Source organism: Tatumella sp. UCD-D_suzukii, assembly GCF_000611875.2.
Lineage (GTDB): Bacteria > Pseudomonadota > Gammaproteobacteria > Enterobacterales > Enterobacteriaceae > Tatumella > Tatumella ptyseos.
In genome coordinates this window covers 176459-196196 of sequence record NZ_JFJX01000064.1, presented here as the reverse complement: position 1 = coordinate 196196, position 19738 = coordinate 176459, and the positions used below count along the sequence as shown (strand labels likewise).

At 51.5% G+C, this 19738-nt stretch carries 18 protein-coding genes and 3 pseudogenes; 13 read left to right on the top strand and 8 right to left on the bottom strand.

The features are described from left to right. The first annotated feature begins 3 nt into the window (after positions 1-3). From lepB to acpS, 6 genes are all read left to right on the top strand, one after another. On the top strand, positions 4-975 hold the full coding sequence (gene lepB / locus CG67_RS14810) for a signal peptidase I (protein ID WP_025903718.1): 972 nt from the start codon (positions 4-6) through the stop codon (positions 973-975). Between the two features lie 132 nt (positions 976-1107). Then, positions 1108-1788 carry a ribonuclease III gene (rnc, locus tag CG67_RS14805; RefSeq protein WP_025903717.1) on the top strand — a complete coding sequence of 227 codons (681 nt, stop codon included), beginning with the start codon at positions 1108-1110 and terminating at the stop codon, positions 1786-1788. Continuing rightward, on the top strand, positions 1785-2690 hold the full coding sequence (gene era, locus CG67_RS14800) for a GTPase Era (RefSeq protein ID WP_025903716.1): 906 nt from the start codon (positions 1785-1787) through the stop codon (positions 2688-2690). The genes rnc and era overlap by 4 nt, the downstream gene beginning before the upstream one ends. 3 nt (positions 2691-2693) lie before the next feature. Then, positions 2694-3425: a DNA repair protein RecO gene (gene recO / locus CG67_RS14795; RefSeq protein ID WP_025903715.1), complete on the top strand. Its 732-nt coding sequence runs from the start codon at positions 2694-2696 to the stop codon at positions 3423-3425. A 42-nt stretch (positions 3426-3467) separates the two neighbouring features. Further along, positions 3468-4199, top strand: a complete 732-nt coding sequence (gene pdxJ / locus CG67_RS14790) for a pyridoxine 5'-phosphate synthase (protein WP_025903714.1) — start codon at positions 3468-3470, stop codon at positions 4197-4199. Next, positions 4199-4579 (top strand): holo-ACP synthase, encoded by a 381-nt coding sequence (gene acpS / locus CG67_RS14785; protein WP_025903713.1) that lies wholly within the window; start codon positions 4199-4201, stop codon positions 4577-4579. Before pdxJ ends, acpS begins: the two co-directional genes overlap by 1 nt. A gap of 16 nt (positions 4580-4595) precedes the next feature. On the opposite strand, the gene CG67_RS14780 is transcribed toward acpS, so the two are convergent. Continuing rightward, a complete protein-coding gene (locus CG67_RS14780) occupies positions 4596-4850 on the bottom strand; it encodes a YfhL family 4Fe-4S dicluster ferredoxin (protein WP_025903712.1) in 255 nt (84 codons plus the stop codon). 191 nt (positions 4851-5041) lie between these two features. Here CG67_RS14780 and CG67_RS18590 point away from each other — a divergent pair. The 4 genes and pseudogenes from CG67_RS18590 to CG67_RS18430 all read left to right on the top strand — a co-directional run. Next, positions 5042-5271, top strand: a pseudogene (locus CG67_RS18590) (recombinase); the annotation flags it as partial. Continuing rightward, positions 5269-5587, top strand: a pseudogene (locus CG67_RS18435) (transposase); the annotation flags it as partial. The pseudogenes CG67_RS18590 and CG67_RS18435, both read left to right, overlap by 3 nt. 225 nt (positions 5588-5812) lie before the next feature. Continuing rightward, positions 5813-6331, top strand: a complete 519-nt coding sequence (locus CG67_RS14770) for a type IV secretion protein Rhs (protein WP_084764983.1) — start codon at positions 5813-5815, stop codon at positions 6329-6331. Beyond that, positions 6328-6684: a putative T6SS immunity periplasmic lipoprotein gene (locus CG67_RS18430; protein WP_025903709.1), complete on the top strand. Its 357-nt coding sequence runs from the start codon at positions 6328-6330 to the stop codon at positions 6682-6684. Before CG67_RS14770 ends, CG67_RS18430 begins: the two co-directional genes overlap by 4 nt. Here the strand turns inward: CG67_RS18430 and CG67_RS17665 are convergent. Continuing rightward, positions 6676-6891, bottom strand: a pseudogene (locus CG67_RS17665) (IS1 family transposase); the annotation flags it as partial. The gene CG67_RS18430 and the pseudogene CG67_RS17665 sit on opposite strands and share 9 nt — an antisense overlap. Before the next feature lie 248 nt (positions 6892-7139). Here CG67_RS17665 and yfhb point away from each other — a divergent pair. Further along, complete coding sequence (gene yfhb / locus CG67_RS14760) at positions 7140-7775, top strand: phosphatidylglycerophosphatase C (protein WP_025903708.1); 636 nt, start codon at positions 7140-7142, stop codon at positions 7773-7775. Positions 7776-7814: 39 nt separating this feature from the next. Here yfhb and CG67_RS14755 read toward each other — a convergent pair whose 3' ends face one another. From CG67_RS14755 to CG67_RS14735, 5 genes are all read right to left on the bottom strand, one after another. Further along, positions 7815-8768, bottom strand: a complete 954-nt coding sequence (locus CG67_RS14755) for a spore coat protein U domain-containing protein (protein ID WP_025903707.1) — start codon at positions 8766-8768, stop codon at positions 7815-7817. Beyond that, a complete protein-coding gene (locus tag CG67_RS14750) occupies positions 8758-11124 on the bottom strand; it encodes a fimbria/pilus outer membrane usher protein (RefSeq protein ID WP_025903706.1) in 2367 nt (788 codons plus the stop codon). Before CG67_RS14750 ends, CG67_RS14755 begins: the two co-directional genes overlap by 11 nt. Before the next feature lie 2 nt (positions 11125-11126). Then, positions 11127-11786 carry a molecular chaperone gene (locus CG67_RS14745; protein ID WP_235501143.1) on the bottom strand — a complete coding sequence of 220 codons (660 nt, stop codon included), beginning with the start codon at positions 11784-11786 and terminating at the stop codon, positions 11127-11129. A gap of 113 nt (positions 11787-11899) precedes the next feature. Further along, positions 11900-12424 (bottom strand): spore coat U domain-containing protein, encoded by a 525-nt coding sequence (locus tag CG67_RS14740; RefSeq protein ID WP_025903704.1) that lies wholly within the window; start codon positions 12422-12424, stop codon positions 11900-11902. 19 nt (positions 12425-12443) lie between these two features. Beyond that, positions 12444-13019, bottom strand: coding sequence for a spore coat U domain-containing protein (locus CG67_RS14735; RefSeq protein ID WP_025903703.1), 576 nt, complete (start codon positions 13017-13019; stop codon positions 12444-12446). A 519-nt stretch (positions 13020-13538) separates the two neighbouring features. Here CG67_RS14735 and tadA point away from each other — a divergent pair. Beyond that, positions 13539-14036, top strand: coding sequence for a tRNA adenosine(34) deaminase TadA (gene tadA / locus CG67_RS14730; protein WP_025903702.1), 498 nt, complete (start codon positions 13539-13541; stop codon positions 14034-14036). Between the two features lie 9 nt (positions 14037-14045). On the opposite strand, the gene mltF is transcribed toward tadA, so the two are convergent. After that, positions 14046-15497: a membrane-bound lytic murein transglycosylase MltF gene (gene mltF, locus CG67_RS14725; RefSeq protein ID WP_025903701.1), complete on the bottom strand. Its 1452-nt coding sequence runs from the start codon at positions 15495-15497 to the stop codon at positions 14046-14048. 270 nt (positions 15498-15767) lie between these two features. On the opposite strand from mltF, the gene purL reads away from it, so the two are divergent. Beyond that, complete coding sequence (gene purL, locus CG67_RS14720) at positions 15768-19658, top strand: phosphoribosylformylglycinamidine synthase (RefSeq protein ID WP_038024860.1); 3891 nt, start codon at positions 15768-15770, stop codon at positions 19656-19658. The last annotated feature ends 80 nt before the right edge of the window (positions 19659-19738 follow it).

Genomic DNA, 19738 nt, shown 5'->3' with positions numbered 1-19738 from the left:
GGCATGGCAAATATGTTTGCACTGATTCTGGCACTGGCTACACTGGTGACCGGAATCATCTGGTGTATTGATAAATTTAAATGGGCACCTGCTCGTCGCCTGAAGCAACAACAGGCGCAGGCACAGACAGAAAATGGGCTGGATAATTCAGCACTTGATACTATCAATCGTAAGCCTGGCTGGATTGAAACAGCAGTGTCGGTATTCCCGGTATTGTTTGTGGTATTTATTGTCCGTTCATTTATTTTTGAACCCTTCCAGATCCCTTCAGCCTCGATGATGCCGACGTTGCTGATTGGAGATTTTATTCTGGTCGAAAAATTTGCTTATGGACTGAAAGATCCGATTACGCAGACGACGTTGATCCCGACCGGGCATCCGAAACGGGGTGATATTGCGGTATTTAAATATCCGAAAGACCCGAGCGTGGATTACATCAAACGGGTCATCGGTCTGCCGGGTGATAAGATTGTGTTCGACCCATACAGTAAAACACTGACCATCATCCCGGGATGTGGCGAAGGCCATTGCGGGAATGCGGTACCGGTGACGTACAGTGATATGGAACCGAGCAAGTTTATCCAGACTTTTAGCGGATTCGACGGTAACGAAGTCGGTAATGGCTTCTATCAGGTCCCCCTGGATCAGAGCATGAAGGGCGGGTTACGTCTCGGAACCCGTAAAGAAACACTGGGCGATGTAACGCACAATATTCTACTGATCAATGAAGCTCAAAGTCAGGTCAGTCAGTATTACCAGCAACCAGGCCAGCAGCCTGCGACCTGGGTTGTGCCAGCCGGCGAATACTTTATGATGGGTGACAACCGTGATAATAGCGCCGATAGTCGCTATTGGGGCTTTGTCCCTGAGAAGAACCTGGTCGGTAAAGCCGTCGCTATCTGGATGAGCTTTAACAAACAGGAAGGTCAATGGCCTACCGGGGTGCGCCTCAGCCGTATCGGTGGTATCCATTAATCTCCACGCGGGCCCGTTTTACGGGCCTTGTTTCTGAACATGGCTTAAAGGCCACTGCACACGAAACAGAGAGAGCTGTCTCAGCCCTGTTCCTTGTGCAGAGTAACAGACGTAATATAAGACTGGAAACGCATGAACCCCATCCTGATTAATAAGCTCCAGCGAAAACTGGGCTATACTTTTTCTCAAGCAGAATTATTACAGCAAGCGTTAACCCACCGAAGTGCCAGCAGCAAACATAATGAACGGCTTGAATTCCTGGGCGATTCAATTCTGAGTTATGTGATAGCTAATGCACTTTATCAGCGTTTTCCGCGTGTTGATGAAGGCGATATGAGCCGTATGCGTGCCACCCTGGTGCGGGGAAATACCCTGGCTGAGATGGCCCGCGAATTTGAATTAGGTGAGTGTCTGCGTTTAGGACCGGGAGAGCTGAAAAGCGGCGGATTCCGCCGTGAATCTATCCTTGCCGATGCTGTTGAAGCTCTGATCGGTGGAATTTTCCTCGACAGTGATATTCAGCAAATAGAAAAGCTGATCCTTAACTGGTATCAGAGTCGTCTGGAGGCTATCAGCCCTGGCGATAAGCAAAAAGACCCAAAAACCCGCTTGCAGGAGTTTCTGCAAGGCCGCCATCTGCCATTACCTTCTTACCTGGTAGTGCAGGTGCGCGGTGAAGCCCATGACCAGGAATTTACCATTCACTGTCAGGTCAGCGGAATGGATGAAGCGGTAGTTGGTGTTGGTTCCAGCCGCCGTAAAGCAGAACAGGCAGCTGCCGAGCAGGCACTGATTAAGTTAGGAATTGAATGAGCGAATTAGCACCCCATTGCGGTTTTATCGCAATTGTCGGCCGTCCGAATGTCGGTAAATCTACGCTTCTGAACCAGTTACTGGGGCAGAAGATTTCTATCACATCGCGCAAACCGCAAACCACCCGGCACCGTATCATGGGTATCGATACCCGTGATAACTACCAGGCTATCTATGTGGATACGCCGGGGCTGCACATGGAAGAAAAGCGGGCGATCAACCGTCTGATGAACCGTGCAGCCAGCAGTTCCATCGGTGATGTTGAGCTGGTTATTTTTGTGGTTGAAGGCACCCGCTGGACCGATGATGATGAAATGGTTCTGGGTAAACTGAAGGCCGGTAAAGCCCCGGTCCTGCTGGCGATTAACAAAGTTGATAATCTGCAGGATAAATCCATTCTGCTGCCGCATATCCAGATGCTGAGTCAGAAGATGGACTTTATGGATGTGGTACCGATTTCGGCAGAAGAAGGAAAAAATGTCGATACCATTGCCGCTATCGTGCATAAGCTGTTACCGGAAGCCGATCATCACTTCCCGGAAGAGTATGTGACCGATCGTTCTCAGCGCTTTATGGCTTCTGAGATTATCCGCGAAAAGCTGATGCGTTTTCTCGGTGCCGAACTGCCTTATTCAGTTACGGTCGAGATTGAACAATTCGTCAGCAATGATCGTGGCGGTTACGATATCCATGGCCTGATTCTGGTGGAACGTGAAGGCCAGAAAAAAATGGTAATTGGTAACAAAGGCTCACGTATCAAAACCATTGGTATTGAAGCCCGCAGAGATATGGAACAGATGTTCGAGGCTAAGGTACATCTGGAACTCTGGGTGAAAGTGAAATCCGGATGGGCGGACGACGAACGTGCGTTGCGCAGCCTGGGTTATACTGACGATCTGTAATTGATGGAAGGCTGGCAACGTGCTTTTGTGCTGCATAGTCGCCCCTACAGCGAAACCAGCCTGCTATTGGATCTGTTCAGTGAAAATGAGGGGCGAGTGCGGGTTATCGCTAAAGGGGCCCGCTCTAAACGCTCCCGCTTAAAGGGCACCTTACAGCCTTTTACCCCGTTGCTGGCCCGATGGTCCGGCAAAGGGGAAATGAAAACCCTGCATACTGCTGAAGCGATGACCCTGGCGTTACCGCTCAGTGGCCGTTATCTCTATTGCGGCTTATACGTCAATGAACTGCTCTCCCGTGTGCTCGGGCAGGAAATTCCCTTCGACGAACTCTTCTTCGATTATCTCTATTGCCTCCAGGGGCTGGCCTCAGCCACCGGCACGCCGGAGCCTGTATTGCGGCGGTTTGAACTGGCGGTACTGGGGCACCTTGGCTATGGCGTGGATTTCCTGCATTGTGCGGGCAGTGGCGAACCGGTAACAGAAACCATGACTTACAGTTATCGTGAAGAGAAGGGCTTTATTGCCAGCCTGGTGCTGAATCAGCGCAGTTTTACCGGCCGACAGTTGATGGCACTGTCTGACCGGGAATTTCCTGACAGTGACACCCTGAAAGCCGCAAAACGTTTTACACGCATGGCCCTGAAGCCTTATCTTGGGGGGAAACCATTAAAGAGCCAGGAATTATTCCGGCAATTTACGTTACCCGCCGGCCCTGCCACCCCGTCGCAGGAGTGACCGGGCCGTGCGTTGTATCGTTATTTTAAGACAGAGGATTGTATGACGGAGTTACTGCTAGGGGTCAATATTGACCATATCGCCACGTTAAGAAATGCCAGAGGCACCCGTTACCCTGACCCGGTGCAGGCGGCTTTTGTCGCAGAACAAGCCGGTGCGGATGGGATCACGGTGCACTTACGTGAAGATCGCCGCCATATCACCGATCGTGATGTGCGTATGTTACGCGAGACCCTTCAGACACGTATGAACCTGGAAATGGCCGTCACGGAAGAAATGCTGAATATCGCCTGTGATACCGTGCCGCACTTTTGCTGCCTGGTACCGGAAAAGCGTCAGGAAGTGACTACCGAAGGCGGGCTGGATGTTGCCGGTCAGCAGGAGAAACTCAATGAGGCTGTGCGCCGTCTGAGCCAGGCGGGGATTCAGGTCTCATTGTTTATCGACCCGGATCAGCAGCAGATTGACGCGGCAGTCACCGCCGGTGCACCTTATATTGAATTACATACCGGTGCCTATGCTGAAGCAGAAGAAGGCCCGGTCCGCGACGCTGAGCTGGAGCGTATCCGTCAGGCAGCCGAATATGCCGCATCCCGTGGATTAAAAGTGAATGCCGGGCACGGGCTGACCTATCACAATGTCTTACCGGTGGCCGCCATCCCGCAGATCTATGAGCTGAATATCGGGCATGCCATTATCGGGCAGGCAGTGTTCAGTGGTCTGGCGGGGGCGGTCAGCGAGATGAAAGCTCTGCTGAGGGAAGCGCGTCGTTAATGGCTATTCTGGGGTTAGGGACAGACATTGTTGAGATAGAGCGTATCCAGCAGGTGATAACCCGCTCCGGCGACCGGCTGGCGAAACGGGTACTGACCGGATTTGAATGGCAGCAATATCAGCAACACCACCAGCCTGTGCGTTTTCTGGCGAAGCGTTTTGCGGTAAAAGAAGCGGTGGCAAAGGCGTTCGGGACCGGTATTCGCGGGGGCCTGGCATTTAATCAGTTTGAAGTTTATAACGATGCGCTTGGCAAACCCTGCCTGCGTTTTTTCGGTCAGGCGAATGTTCTGGCCGAAACGCTGGGTGTACAGCATGTGCATGTCACCCTGGCGGATGAACGGCGGTATGCCTGCGCAACGGTGATCCTGGAAAGTTAAGCCGGGTTATCCCTGCTCAGGCAGAATGCCAGAGGGTGACAAACTTTTCCCATAATGCGTCTTTCGTTTCTGTCTGCTGCGGATCAGTAATAATCGTATTGGTGATCGGGCAGACGCTCTGACAGGTCGGTGCATCATAATGGCCGACACATTCTGTACAACGATCTACATCTATCTGATAAATCGTCTCGCCCATTGAGATGGCCTGATTAGGGCACTCAGGTTCACACATATCGCAGTTGATACAACGTGTTGTAATTAACAGAGCCACTTCAGTCACTTACCTTTTTTGTCTGTTTATCCGGGAGTTACACAGGTTGCCAGCCTTGCTGGATCGCAGGCGATCTTTCAGTGAAATACCCGAGACAACGAAGACTTACCGGCGTTACCTAAAAGTATCACTACAGACCTGCAGAACCTCGCGTATGAGCCTGTCGATTCCGGCACAGGCGAGGGATTTCGATGGCGCGCACTGTATCACAGAACCCCGAAAAGCCCAATGATGACGGTCAGTTGAGCGACCTGGAGCGTTGGGAAGGATGTTAGCCGCCATACACAAGCTTACACATGCGAATCTGTGTTGCGGCAGCATCAAGCACCAGGGATAACGATCTAAGTATGAAAAAGAGAGCTATTTACGCATATATTTCAGTAACGCCGGTAAGGTTACGTTCTATGCAGAGTTCCCTAAACTGAGGGCGGATAATGTGCCGGAATTCATCTCACTGACACTGGCTTAATGGGCTGAAGAGCATGGTGTATATCCGGAGTTTACTCAGCCCGGGAAACCCACTCAGAATGCTTTTATTGAACGATTTAACCGGACATACGGGACTGAAATACTGGATTTTTATCTGTTCAGAGCACTGAATGAAGTACGGGAGAAACAGATCGGTGGCTGACAGAATATAACCGCGAGCGACCTCATGAATCCCTGAATAATCTGATGCCGGAAGAATACCGATTGATGACTGAAAACCGGAAACCTCAAAAAGTGTCTGGAACTAAAACAGGTCTACTTACACAGGTCACGTCCCATAAATGTACCGGCGCGGTATCGACAGCCCGGGCAAACAGCATAACCTCCACGTTTTCGGCGTAAGCATGATTTCCATTTTTTATGGGCACTTCGCTGAAAGTCTCGAGATCAAGCCATAATATCTTGGACATAAAATTGCCTCATGTTATAGAGTTAACCTGAAATAGATGGATGTTATGTGGGAAGGAGTCCCTATGCTTAAAAGAGGTGGTTTGCGATTATTAACTTCGGGTGAAATTCGTCTGGCAACTGAGCTATACCGTCACAGCATCCAATACAATCGGGTATGGGTTCATCACGGTAGCTATCTGGCATTTGGTATGCAGGGAAATAATACCGCGATGACACCGAATGGTGAGATATGGTTTGAAACCAACGTTTATCGTGATGATTACTCTATAGCTTCGGTTGATTACCAGCATCTGTTTATACATGAAATGATGCACGTCAGGCAATATCAGCGTGGCATGCACGTCAGAATGCGTGGTTTGATTTCATGGGCTGCGAATTATAAATATAGCCTTGATGAGAAAAGTTTATCTGGTTATTCGATGGAGCAGCAGGCTTCAATAGTGTCCGATGATTGGTTGCTAATGAAATTTGGCTTCGTAAAGAACAAAAGAATGATAAATTATAAAGATTATGATTCGTCTCAATCTGTGAAATATTTGGCTGCGAAATATCAAGGGGTTTTAAAAGGATCTCCTCAATGATAAAAAATTTTTTGTTATTCTTTTCCCTTTTTTTGCTGGCGGGTTGCGCTGGCGACAGACTTGCATTTCATAAAAAGGGCAGCGCAACCGTAAATGAAAACCGGGTTTGTATAGCATCGGCCCCCGGTGATATTCTGGAATATTATTCTTTAAGTTCGTCTGAAAATAGTTATGCGCTACCTATTTTAACAGAAGATAATATCGCGAAAAAATATCATGATACCTGCATTCCCTTGATTCTTAAAAATAGTACGAATTATGAATTAATTTATGTCCTAAACGGTGAAAAGTATCGGTTCGAGTTTATAACTGATGCCCATAATAAAGTGAAAAAAAGCTATAGCAAGTCGTAAAAATACCCGGCATCCAACGCCATTCATAGCCATATCAATGAGTTTCTGGTGGTTACCGGGCTGGGGGGTTGTATAGGTGAAAGTGAGTTGCCATGTCTTACGACACGGCTTGCAGAGATAACGCTGATGACCTGCAGTACTTTTACCGTTACGAACTACGCCTTCAGTCCCGGCACTGGCGGGACAACGCACGGGAATGGAAGCCATAAAAGCACCTCAAAAACACCAGCATAGACTAAATCAATAAGTTGGTAGCATTACCCGGGAAGGCATTCCTATGCTTAAAAGAGGCCGGTTGCGGTGATTGATCGCAGGGGGGAATTCGCCTGACAACTTCCCCCTTCCGGGGCAGGGCAAACGGATAAAGCGCTTTTCTGCCTCCGGCATGTGGCTTACATTATGCTTCTCAGTGACGATACCGTCCGTCACCGGATACCGGCTAAGGGAATCTACTGATGAAGAAACAAGATAAACGGGTCATTTTCTTTGATCTTGATGGCACTCTGCATAAACAGGACTTATTTGGTTGCTATCTCCGTTTTTCGCTGGCCAGGCAGCCGCAAAATATGTTGCTGGTGGTTCCGTTACTTCCGGTGATTATTTCCGGGTTGCTGCTTTGTGGCAGGGCTGCACGCTGGCCGATAAGTCTGTTACTTTGGTCAATAACAGCCGGACGGAGTGAGGCAGCGTTGCGGCAGCAGGATGCTGATTTCTGCCGCTGGTTCCGTCAGCGTGTGACGCCATTCCCCCGGGTGATGCAGCGTCTTAATGAGTATCTGAAAGCCAGTGATACCAGTGTCTGGCTGATTACCGGTTCTCCGCAATCGCTGGTCGAACAGGTCTATCAGCAGAGTGATTTCCTGCCAGCGGTGAATCTGATTGCGACCCGTATGGAGAGGCGTTTTGGCGGAAGGGTACTGACACTGCGTTGTCTGGGGCATGAAAAAGTAACCCAGCTGGAAAAGCGTATCGGGCATCCGTTAGTGCTATTCAGCGGCTACAGTGACAGCCGGCAGGACAATCCGCTGTTATCTTTTTGTCAGCACCGCTGGCGGATCACCCCCGGGGGTGAAATACAGCAGATTGAGTAGAGTACCTGCCTGATATTTTCCTCCTCCGGGGGACTGGTGTTAATAGGTGACAGTCACGGTCACGGTGTCTGTATAACTGCCGGCAGGCTGATTGGTCTGAGAGCTGTCCACCTTTGCGGTATAATTGACGGTCTGATCCTCGCCGGTGCCTGTTTCACTCTGGTCATTTTCGGGTGTCCAGGCGGTGCCATCCGCCTGATAAAGCTGGTAAAGCAAATAGTGTGTCGACCCGTCAATCGCCGATGACATCTGTCGCCAGTCCCCGCTGACCGGATTACTGCTGCTCAGGTTGACGGTATAGGCGGCATTTTTTGTGCACAGGATAGTCAGTGCACTGGCCACCGGGGAGAAGTCTGCCGGTAATGCTGCACTGCCGAAGCTGACATCCGGCGCCTCTTCAATAGTGCAATCATTAGTCACTATCGCGGTTAAGGTGACGGCTGAAGTCGTATCTCCCGTGGTATACGCGCAGATCCCCAGCAGGCCGATAAAACAGATATTGTAATGCCAGTCGATGGTGATGGTATCGGTATAGGTTCCGGCCGGTACATTCAGGCCGGCGGTAGTGTGGATATACAGAGGTAAAGAACCGTCACTGGCATCAAACAGCCCCAGTAGCCCGAGTAGTGAGGTAGAGTTCCAGGTGATAGTCTGACCTATGGTATAGGTCGTGCCGCAACCGGAACTAGCGCATATTGTATAAGGAATAGCACTGCCCGATGCGCTGGTCATCTGTGGTGTGCTGCCATTTTCTCCTGCCGAGGAGGCAATAGTCGCGGTGATCGTATCCGTACTTAATAACGTTAATAGCCCGCCGGTACAGGTAAAGCCGGAACCGGTCTCCACGGTTTCAGCGGTACTGGCCAGGGTGAATGAACTGAGCGAGCCGAAGCTCCCGCTCGCCGAACTGGCCGTACAGTCGGCCAGACAGAGATGAGAAAAACAGAGTAATAAGAGTCCTGCCAGCCGCAGGATGAAAGCATTACCGGTCATTTATCGGCTCCTTTACTGAAGGGAAGTGACATTCTATAGGGCCTATGGCGGCAGGGAGCCGGGTTTCCTGAGGTAAGGTAAAGGAATAGTGACATTCACCGTCCGGGGTCGTGACCACTAAGCGATTCTTTCTGCCAAGATGCGATAACCAGGCCTGGCCGTCATAGCCGATGACGGCGGACTGACCACTGTTCAGTTCGGTCACCTGAGTGCCCAGCGGCAAAGGCTGTCCCCGATCATTGGTGAGGGTCAGTATCGCTGAGCGTACCCGCATAACAGGGAAGTGCACAATGGCACCACTGTCCTCACGTACAGCAACCCGTTTTTCCGGCACCGGAGCATCAATATCCGCCGGCAAATTCATGGTATCGATAGAGACTTTCCCTGCATACCAGCCGGAAACCCAGGGGATAAGCAGATGTCCCTGTTTATCGGTGACCCCGACCCGGCGATTTTCATAACTGACTTCTGTATTCGGATAGCCGTCGGTATCTGCCACAATAAAAGCATCGTTGATTTGCCGGGAAAGAAAATAATCATTATCCATCGCAATGAGAGATCCACTGGCTTCCATCCACCGGGAGACATTATTTTCATCGCCATAGAACCCGCCGCTGAGCGTCGAATAACGGTTTATCCAGGTAAGGTTTGCCTGGTTATAATTCTCCTTCGTGAAGGAGTGGGCGACCGTCCATCCAAGGCCACCTTCCACCGGTGCGGCGCTTGTGTAACCGATCTGTCCGGTGACCTGGCCATTGGCGTCCTGATTTGCGGTGGCATTCACCGTAGCCTGATCCCCCCATGGGATAGTCAATTGCGCTACGCCGGTCAATGCATGGCTGCTTAACGTTTGGCTCAGACTCAGACTGAAGCTGGCGCTGCGGCCGAGGGCGTGACTCCATGAAGCGTTAGCCAGCCGGGTTCGAATGCCATCATCCGCCCGGATAGCGAAATAACCCAGTCCGAAGGTTCCGGTGGTCTGGCCTGCGGGGGTAATACTGAAGGTGGCCTGGTCTGAGCTGTGGCTGGAAGGGGCGTCATTACTGTCATTTGACAGATCCAGATAAGTGCCGCTGGTATTGATATGCTGAAGATTCATGCTCCAGTGCCGGCCATAATAGGACCAGCCGGAGGTATACTGCTCCCCGTTTTGCCGGCTGTTGTACTGACTATGGCTAACCGACAGACTGAGGGTTCCCCATTGCCCTGGAGTAAAGTCAGCCCCTGCGCCGGCGAGCCATAATTTTTCGCTGGCTTCGCTGTGTACTGAGCCGGTGATCCGATTCGTCAGGCCGTAACGGTAAATACCGCTGAAGGCACCTTCGCCGTAATCATTACTTTTTGTCCCATAGTCCCGGCGTAATGCCCCGGCAGAGAAATCAAAATCACTCAGTCCGCGGGCAAGTAATTTATTGGATACGTAAAACGGCAGAGTGGTTGAAACCTGACGACCCAGCGCATCTGTCGTCACGACGGTAGCTTCACCGGCACCGTTAATAAAGGGGATGTTAGTCAGTGTGTACGGACCGGCATTCACAGACTGGCTGCTGGTCTTATAGCCGTTAACGAACAGGTTTACCGTTCCGGGGACGGCCGCTGAACCTGACCAGTTTAATAACGGATAAGTCACCAGGTCCGGACGAACACCGAAGTTGCGGCTGACCCGTAACCCGGCCATATGAACGGAATTGCTCCATGTCAGAGAGTCACTGATGAAATCTCCGACCTGAACACTGATTAACCGGTTAACATCACTGTATTTCCAGGTCGTGTCATAACGCATATACCCTTGCGGGGAGTTATCGTTGCCTTGCCACGTCGTTCGCCAGACGCCACTTTGTGAAAGCGAGCCTTCATCGCTAAAGAACCGGCCTTCTAAAAGGGTACTGGTGGTGGCTGTGCCGGAGGCCGATTTCAGACTGTAGGTATCATAATTGAGCAGCAAGCCATGACTGGTGACCGGAACCGGGTCTTTCTGTTGCTGACGGTTACCCAGAAACTGTTCAGGCAGCCAGTTATCAGGGACCCGCAGGTTCAGTTGCTGCCGGGCGCTGTCATAAGAGGCATGCACCCCGGCGAGTTGAGTGACATCCACGACCCCTGACGTGGCCGGGAACTTAAGATAGTTTTTTCTTAAAACGGCGGCGCCCACCAGAAAATGTCCGTTGTTCACCGATACCGGGACCAGATCAGGATTTTTATTACCGTTAACTGACAATGTCAGGTAAAGGGTATAGGCCTTGCTTTCTGCCTGGCTCAGTGTCGGTGGAGGCAACTGATTAAAATCGTCTGCCCGGGCGATGCCGGACAGGGTGCAGGCCACGCCTAAAAACAGCGGGTGAAAGGCCTTATTCATGATTATCTGCCAGCGTTTATCATGACCGGTGCCACATTATCTTCCAGCCGCGTAAACAGTTGTGGATGCCGGGAAGTCTTTTCCGGTAAAGGGAAGTTCATCGTCTGCCCCGGCAGAACATACCCCAGAAATCCTTTCGAGATAAAAACGTCAGGATGCATCGCATCACTTCCCCAGAAAATATCACTCAGCCGGGCATGAAGTTTGCCATGATTGGTGATGGCCAGCACGGATTTCCCCCCGGAGGACAGTATCTGCCAGGAGAGGTTTTTCCGGATATCCGTGACCGGCCCGTTCTCACCGACAGGCTGAATGCCCTGACCATACAGGAACAGCGGTAATACATAACGCATGCGCATAATCAGTCCGGCATTATTTTTTTGCTTCTGAGGTGTCATCACCCCGGGAATTTCATCGATAACAATGCGGTAAGCATCTTCCTGGTGCGGAGCTGTCGACCGGAGACGCATCAGGCGGATCAGCTGTCTTCCGCCCGGCTGGATGGTCACGAAAGGGGGGCTTGCCAGCACATCTTTCTGGTCAGAGTAAACCGGGGCTGAGTGACGTTGCTGCCATTTAAAAATCCGCACTTGCAAGGTGACGGCACTGTCTCCCTGGTTCTGAAGCCATAGCTCGGAGCCTCTGTCGCTATTCTTTATCACCTGGAATATCGGCCATACCAATACGGAGCTTGCGGCATTGGCAGCAGTAAAAAATACGGGGACTGAGAATAAGAGAGAGAGCAAGACAGATCGGATTTTCATGTGTTTACGCTTTAATAAGTCAGAGTAACGGTAATGGTATCGGTATAGGTGCCGGCGGTGGGTAATCCTGTGACCGGAAATAACCGTCCATATAGGGTGTATGTCTGGGTCGTGTCGGGAAAGGATGCGACGCTGTAGGCCAGTGAGCCCGAGCCCCAGACGGTACTGTGAGCGGCATCCTGATAAAGCTGATAGCCGAGGGTCGCGGTGCTGTCGCTGTTTTTCATATAACGTTCGCTGGCAGAACCGCCATGGAGCCCGTAATCAAGTGCAATAGAAATGGACGTCCCCGGGGTGCAGGTCACTACAATCGAACCTGCCCCGGGAGTACTTGCCACATCCACGTTATCCGCTATCGAGGACATCGAACCGAAATTCAGGGTACCGAAATCGGTTACCGAATCACTACTGCTTGTCCCGAGAGCGCACCCGCTGGTGATCACTGAGGAGACGGTGAAGCTGCTCGTGGTGGTATCTGCAAAAACGGCGACCGAAAACAGGGTTAACAGAGCGACTAAAGTGAAGTGGCAGGTCATTTCACTTATCTTCACCTGTTTACCAGGCTAACGTCGCTGTCACTGTATCGGTATAAGTCCCGGAGGCCGGTGCCGTCGAGCTTTGACCGGTCGGCAGGATCCGTCCATAGATAGGAATACTTTGCGCATCACCACTGGCCGTCAGTGAAATAGAGGTGCCGGGTTTAATTTCTGTGTCGTAAGAAGCATCGGAATAGAGGTGATAAGCGATATCAGAGCTGGTAGTCGTACCGCTGGTGGTCGTGGTGTTTACCATATTACGGACATTACCTGATTCATTCAGCCCGCCATCCAGCGTCAGGGTCGGGCTCAGCCCTGCGGTACAGGTCACCGTTACGGCATCCTTCCCGTCGGAACCTAACACACTGCCATTAATGATTGAGGTTAAATCAGCATAGGTACCAAAATTAAGTGTACCCCAACTGTTCGTCCCTGAAGACGAGCTGCCGTTTGCGACAGTACAACCTTCTTTGATAGTCACTTCAACCCCGACCTGACCGGTTAATGTCCCTTCTGTCGCGCTGGCCGAAAGGCTGGTTAATGCGGTGGTTAAGGCACACCCTAACGTAATCAACAGTGTTTTTCTGAGTTTCATAAACAAGTAACCTTATGCAGTGTGAAAGACGGCAACCTATCCGGTGGCGCTGTATTTCCCGGAGGGATAACAGCATTTCTGGCACATTAACGGGGTGATATGCCGGTTTTAAGGATTATTGGTTAATTTTATTAATGATATTTTCGCTGTGAACAGATTAGCACAATGTTAGGAATGTTCTCATCCGGTGAAAAGCGGACGGGGAGGGGGAATCAACGCTGGCTGAGGTTTCCTCTTTACCTCAATGGCTGATTTTGTGTGTGACTTGTCACCATTTCGTCTCAGTTAGCGATAATTTAGTGTAAGTCAGTCTCTTCAATAAAGCTTCGCCTTGAAATAATTAGCAATAAAATTGAGCGTGAGAAGAGGTTATTAATATAAAAAACCATAATTAATAACCCCTGTGACGGTGTGCGCACCGTTTTACTCTTCCACAGCCTGTGAAAATTCCGCTGTACTACGATTTACGACCTGAAATCGTTATAATCGGCACTGATACCGTTTTCAGAGGATAGAACGTTGACCGACAAAAATGATGAGTACTGGATGCGTTATGCCATGGCGTTAGCCACCCGGGCTCAGGAAAATAATGAAGTGCCTGTCGGAGCGGTGTTAGTTCATGACGGCGAAGTGATTGCCGAGGGCTGGAATCATCCTATCGGGGATCATGATCCGACGGCCCATGCCGAAATGATGGCATTACGCCAGGGCGGAAAGGCACTGGAAAATTACCGGTTACTGGATACCACGCTCTATGTCACCCTGGAACCTTGCACAATGTGTGCCGGGGCGATGATCCATAGCCGTATCTCCCGACTGGTCTACGGGGCGCGTGATGCGAAAACGGGGGCGGCGGGTTCATTACTGGATATTCTGCATCATCCCGGGATGAATCATCGGATAGTCGTGGAGGGGGGCCTGCTGGCAGAAGAATGTGCGGATCAGTTAAGCGAGTTCTTCCGCCTGCGCAGGGCACAAAAAAAAGCGCTGCGTCAGACGCAGCGCGAGGATCAGTAGCACATCGGATCAGTTCATCGCTATTTGTGGCTCTGACGGGGAAGGAATGTCAGAGTCAGGAATAGGAATGATTTTTTGTTTCTTCTTCTCTATTTCCTGCAGATACCCGACCAGGCTGATATTGTACTTACGAATATTTTCCACGTAATTATAGGCTTCTGTGCCACGGGCAAATCCATAAGTCGTCAGACGATAGTAACGCTTTTGTGACAGCAGCGGCAGACGTTGTTTAACATCTGCCCAGCTGTCCGGATTCGCCCCTTGCATCATGGTCAGCTTGCGGGCATCCATCATATGAGCAAAGCCCATATTATAAGCCGCCAGGGCGAACCAGATACGTTCATCCGGGGGGATCGTCTGTGGAACTTTATCCATCAGTTCCTGTAAATACTGGCTGCCGCCGCGAATACTTTCCGCAGCATCAAGGCGATTAGTGACATTGAGGCTGTCTGCCGTATTACGGGTCAGCATCATCATTCCCCTGACCCCGGTCGGAGAGGTGGCCTGCGGATCCCAGTGGGATTCCTGGTAAGCAACGGCGGCCAGCAGTCGCCAGTCTATCTGGCTGGCGTACTTCCTGAACAGGGGCTGCAATGACGGTAATGTACTATCGATAGCCCGCAGGAACGTCCGGGTATCTACGTAATCAAAATTACCGGTGTGTCCCAGGTATTTCTCATCCAGTCTGGCCAGGGTGCCATCTTCGTTAAGCTGGTTGTAAAAATCCAGCATTGCGGCATTCAGACTGTCATCAGCCGTCTTCGCCATATACCAGTTTACCGGGGCTTCATTGGTTACATCGAAGGCCACGGCCAGTTGCGGATGGATCCGCTGCATCATACCGATAGTGGCTGAGTCACCGATGGTATAGTCCAGTTTTCCGTCAGCCACCTGTTCCAGCATGGCTTGCGGACTCAGTTTCTTTTCAACATGCCAGCTGAGCCCGGGATACTTCTTCGCTTTGAACGCCTCCAGCGTCGAAATAAAGGACGATTCAGAGGGAACGGATAAGGTGCCATGTAAATCATCCAGGCTTTTCGGGCGAGGTTTATTCACCCGGTAAACCAGTTGCTGTGTCGTCATATAATAAGCAGGGCCGCTACGGTAATCACGCTGGCGCTCCGGGTCCCATGCCAGTCCGGCCGCCAGAATATCTGCGCGATGATGATTAAGGTCATCAAACAGACTTTCAATGTTCGGACGTACGGACACTTCCAGCTTCACGCCCAGATAATCTGCAAAGCGTTTAGCCAGCTCGTAATCCATCCCGGTCGGATTTTTGCTGTTCTTTTGCCAGGTCAGAGAAGAGCTTATGGTGCTGACACGTAACACTCCGCGGGATTTGATCTGCGACAGAGTATCTTGTGTCCCTGAATGCCAGGTGATAGCAGGCCATAAAGCGATTGCCAGTAACAAGGTGACAAGACCGATCAAAAGATAATTTAATTTAAAATATTTCAATAAGTTATCTCGTTAATCAGCTCCGGGTTTAGCCTTTTGGCAGGAATGTAACAGAGGGTAAACAGCCCGGAGCGAGGTGCATTCTGAGCAACAAAGCGGCAAAGAGCAACTTTTATAGCAAGAAATGTTTGTTTTTTGACCTCAGGATTATCCGCAGAAATTCAACGCAAACGGTTTCGTAACAGAGGGTTATTCTTTATAATGGCGTCCGTTTTCCCCTGTTGCGCCCAATGAAGCGTCGTCCGGCGTTTCGAAGACGAGAGATCTTTAATGATGGAAATTTTGCGTGGCTCGCCCGCTCTGTCGGCATTTCGTATTAACAAACTCCTGAACAGTTTCAGAAATGCTCACCTGCCCGTCAGCGATATTTATGCTGAATATGTACATTTTGCCGATGTCAGTTCTCCCCTGACCGAGGATGAAAAAAACCGTCTTCAACGTCTTCTTAAATACGGCCCCTCACTGGCGGAGCATGAACCTGCCGGACGTTTACTGCTGGTCACTCCACGTCCCGGGACGATTTCCCCCTGGTCTTCTAAAGCGACAGACATTGCTCATAACTGTGAACTGGCGAAAGTCATCCGTCTGGAAAGAGGGCTGGCGTTCTATATCCAGGCTGAGACGATTTCGGGATCTCAGTGGGCTGAGCTGTCTGCTTTATTACATGACCGGATGATGGAAACGGTTTACACCTCACTGACTCAGGCGGAACAGCTATTTGTTCAGCACCAGCCTCAGCCGGTGAAAGCGGTAGATATTCTCGGTAAGGGCCGTCAGGCACTGGAGGAGGCAAACGCTTCTCTCGGTCTTGCTCTGGCAGAGGATGAAATTGATTACCTGTTGGCAGCGTTTACCGGACTGGGACGCAATCCTAACGATATCGAACTCTATATGTTTGCTCAGGCCAACTCAGAGCACTGCCGCCATAAAATCTTTAATGCGGATTGGGTCATCGATGGCGTAAAACAGCCGAAGTCGCTGTTTAAAATGATTAAAAATACCTTTGAGAAAAACCCTGAGCATGTGCTGTCGGCCTATAAAGATAATGCCGCAGTGATGGAAGGCTCAAAGGTCGGGCGTTTCTATGCCGACGATAAACAGGGTGTTTATGATTTCCATCAGGAAGATGCTCATATCCTGATGAAAGTCGAAACTCACAACCACCCGACAGCGATTTCTCCATGGCCGGGGGCGGCGACCGGCTCCGGGGGGGAAATCCGTGATGAGGGGGCGACCGGACGCGGTGCTAAACCTAAAGCGGGCCTGAGCGGGTTCTCTGTTTCTAACCTGCGTATCCCGGGCTTTGAACAACCCTGGGAGCAGGATTTCGGTAAACCGGACCGTATTGTGACCGCGCTGGACATTATGACCGATGGCCCGTTGGGCGGTGCTGCATTTAATAATGAATTTGGTCGTCCGGCGCTGAACGGTTACTTCCGTACCTACGAAGCCCGGGTGACGAGTCATAACGGCGAAGAGCTGCGAGGCTACCATAAGCCCGTTATGCTGGCCGGGGGGATCGGTAATATCCGTGGTGATCATGTCCAGAAAGGCGAGATCAGCATCGGTGCCAAACTGATCGTATTAGGGGGGCCGGCGATGAATATCGGCCTGGGCGGCGGTGCCGCGTCATCGATGGCTTCCGGCCAGTCAGATGCCGACCTGGATTTTGCGTCTGTTCAGCGTGACAACCCGGAAATGGAGCGCCGCTGTCAGGAAGTGATTGACCGCTGCTGGCAGCTGGGCGAACAGAACCCGATTCTGTTTATCCATGATGTCGGTGCCGGTGGTCTGTCTAACGCGATGCCAGAGCTGGTCAGTGACGGGGGACGCGGTGGTCGTTTCAATCTGCGTGATATCCTGAACGATGAGCCGGGCATGAGTCCGCTGGAAGTCTGGTGTAATGAATCGCAGGAACGTTATGTTTTAGCCGTTTCGCCGGACAAACTGCCACTGTTTGAGCAGTTATGTCAGCGTGAACGTGCACCTTATGCGGTGATTGGCGAAGCTACTGAAGAACTGCATCTGACACTGAACGACACGCACTTCGATAATCAGCCTATCGATATGCCGCTGGATGTTTTGCTGGGGAAAACCCCGAAAATGACGCGTGACGTCGAAACAAAACAGGTCTGCGGGACGGCATTAAACCGTGATGAAATATCACTGTCCGACGCGGTTAAGCGCGTTATGCACCTGCCTGGCGTTGCTGAAAAGACTTTCCTTATCACCATCGGTGACCGTTCCGTGACCGGAATGGTGGCCCGTGACCAGATGGTCGGGCCATGGCAGGTTCCGGTTGCAAACTGTGCCGTGACGACTGCCAGCCTGGACAGCTATCATGGTGAAGCCTTCGCCATGGGTGAGCGTGCTCCTGTGGCACTGCTTGATTTTGCCGCCTCTGCCCGCCTGGCCGTCGGTGAAGCGTTGACCAACCTGGCCGCCACCGATATCGGTTCTCTGAGCCGAATCAAGCTTTCCGCAAACTGGATGTCAGCCGCCGGACACCCCGGGGAAGATGCCGGGTTATATGCCGCGGTAAAAGCCGTGGGTGAAGAACTGTGTCCGGCACTGGGTCTGACCATTCCTGTCGGTAAAGACTCGATGTCGATGAAAACCCGCTGGCAGCAGGATAATCAGCCAAGAGAGATGACGTCACCGTTATCTCTGGTGATCACGGCTTTCGCCCGTGTAGAAGATGTTCGTCATACGGTCACGCCTCAATTGCAACCCGATACAGATAACCTGCTGATGCTGGTGGACCTGGGGGCGGGGGCTAATACGCTGGGAGCCACAGCACTGGCACAGGTTTACAGCCAGCTCGGGGATAAACCGGCAGATGTCCGCAATGCGCAACAACTGGCGGGTTTCTTCAACGCTATCCAGCAGCTGGTTTCTGAACAGAAACTACTGGCTTACCATGACCGTTCTGACGGGGGGCTACTGGTCACTCTGGCTGAAATGGCCTTTACAGGCCATTGTGGTCTCCGTGTTGACGTGGCCTCACTGGGGCAGGATGTTTTGGCATCGTTGTTTACCGAAGAGTTGGGTGCGGTTATCCAGGTGAAAGCGGAAGATAAACAAGCCATCAGCGATATTTTTGCCGCTCATGGTCTGTCAGAATGCCTGCATGTTCTTGGTGCTGCTGAGCCTGGCGATGAGTTTGTGATCAATACCGGTCACCAGGTGATTTACCAGGAAAAACGCTCGACACTGCGTCGCTGGTGGGCGGAAACCACCTGGCAGATGCAGCGGTTACGTGATAACCCGGAGTGTGCCGATGAAGAACACCAGTCAAAACTCGATAACAACGACCCGGGCCTGAATGTCAGCCTGAGTTTCAACCCGGCAGAAGATATCGCTGCGCCGATGATTGCGACCGGCGTCAGACCAAAACTGGCCGTACTGCGCGAGCAGGGGGTTAATTCACATGTGGAGATGGCAGCAGCCTTCCACCGTGCCGGTTTTGAGGCTGTGGATGTGCATATGAGCGATCTGCTGGCCGGACGTCAGTCTCTGGACGATTTTCATATGTTGTCGGCCTGTGGCGGCTTCTCTTACGGGGATGTGTTAGGTGCCGGTGAAGGCTGGGCAAAATCGATCCTGTTTAATCCGCGGGTTCGTGAAACCTTTAAACAGTTCTTTAACCGTACCGGGACACTGGCACTCGGCGTCTGTAATGGTTGTCAGATGATGTCGAATCTCCGTGAACTGATCCCGGGCAGTGATCTGTGGCCAAGGTTCGTCCGTAACCAGTCCGAGCGTTTTGAAGGTCGTTTCAGCCTGGTCGAAGTGGCTGACAGCCCGTCTCTGCTGCTATCCGGCATGTCAGGCTCCCGGATGCCGATTGCGGTATCGCATGGTGAAGGCTTTGCTGAATTTGCAGACCAGGCCCATCTGGATGCGCTTCAGGCAGCGGACCTGGTGGCACTGCGTTACGTGGATAACTATGGTCAACCGACTGAAGCTTATCCGGCGAACCCGAATGGTTCCCCGCAAGGGATCACGGCGGTCACCAACACCAGCGGTCGTGTCACGATTATGATGCCGCACCCTGAACGTGTATTTCGTACCGTCAGCAACTCCTGGCACCCGCAGGAGTGGGGCGAAGACAGCCCATGGATGCGTATCTTCCGTAATGCCCGTAAGCAGTTAGGCTGATACCGGCAACATCCTCTTTAAAGCGCCCTCAGGGGCGCTTTTTTACTGACTGGGGGAGGGGCTGCGGGCCAGTCCTGTAG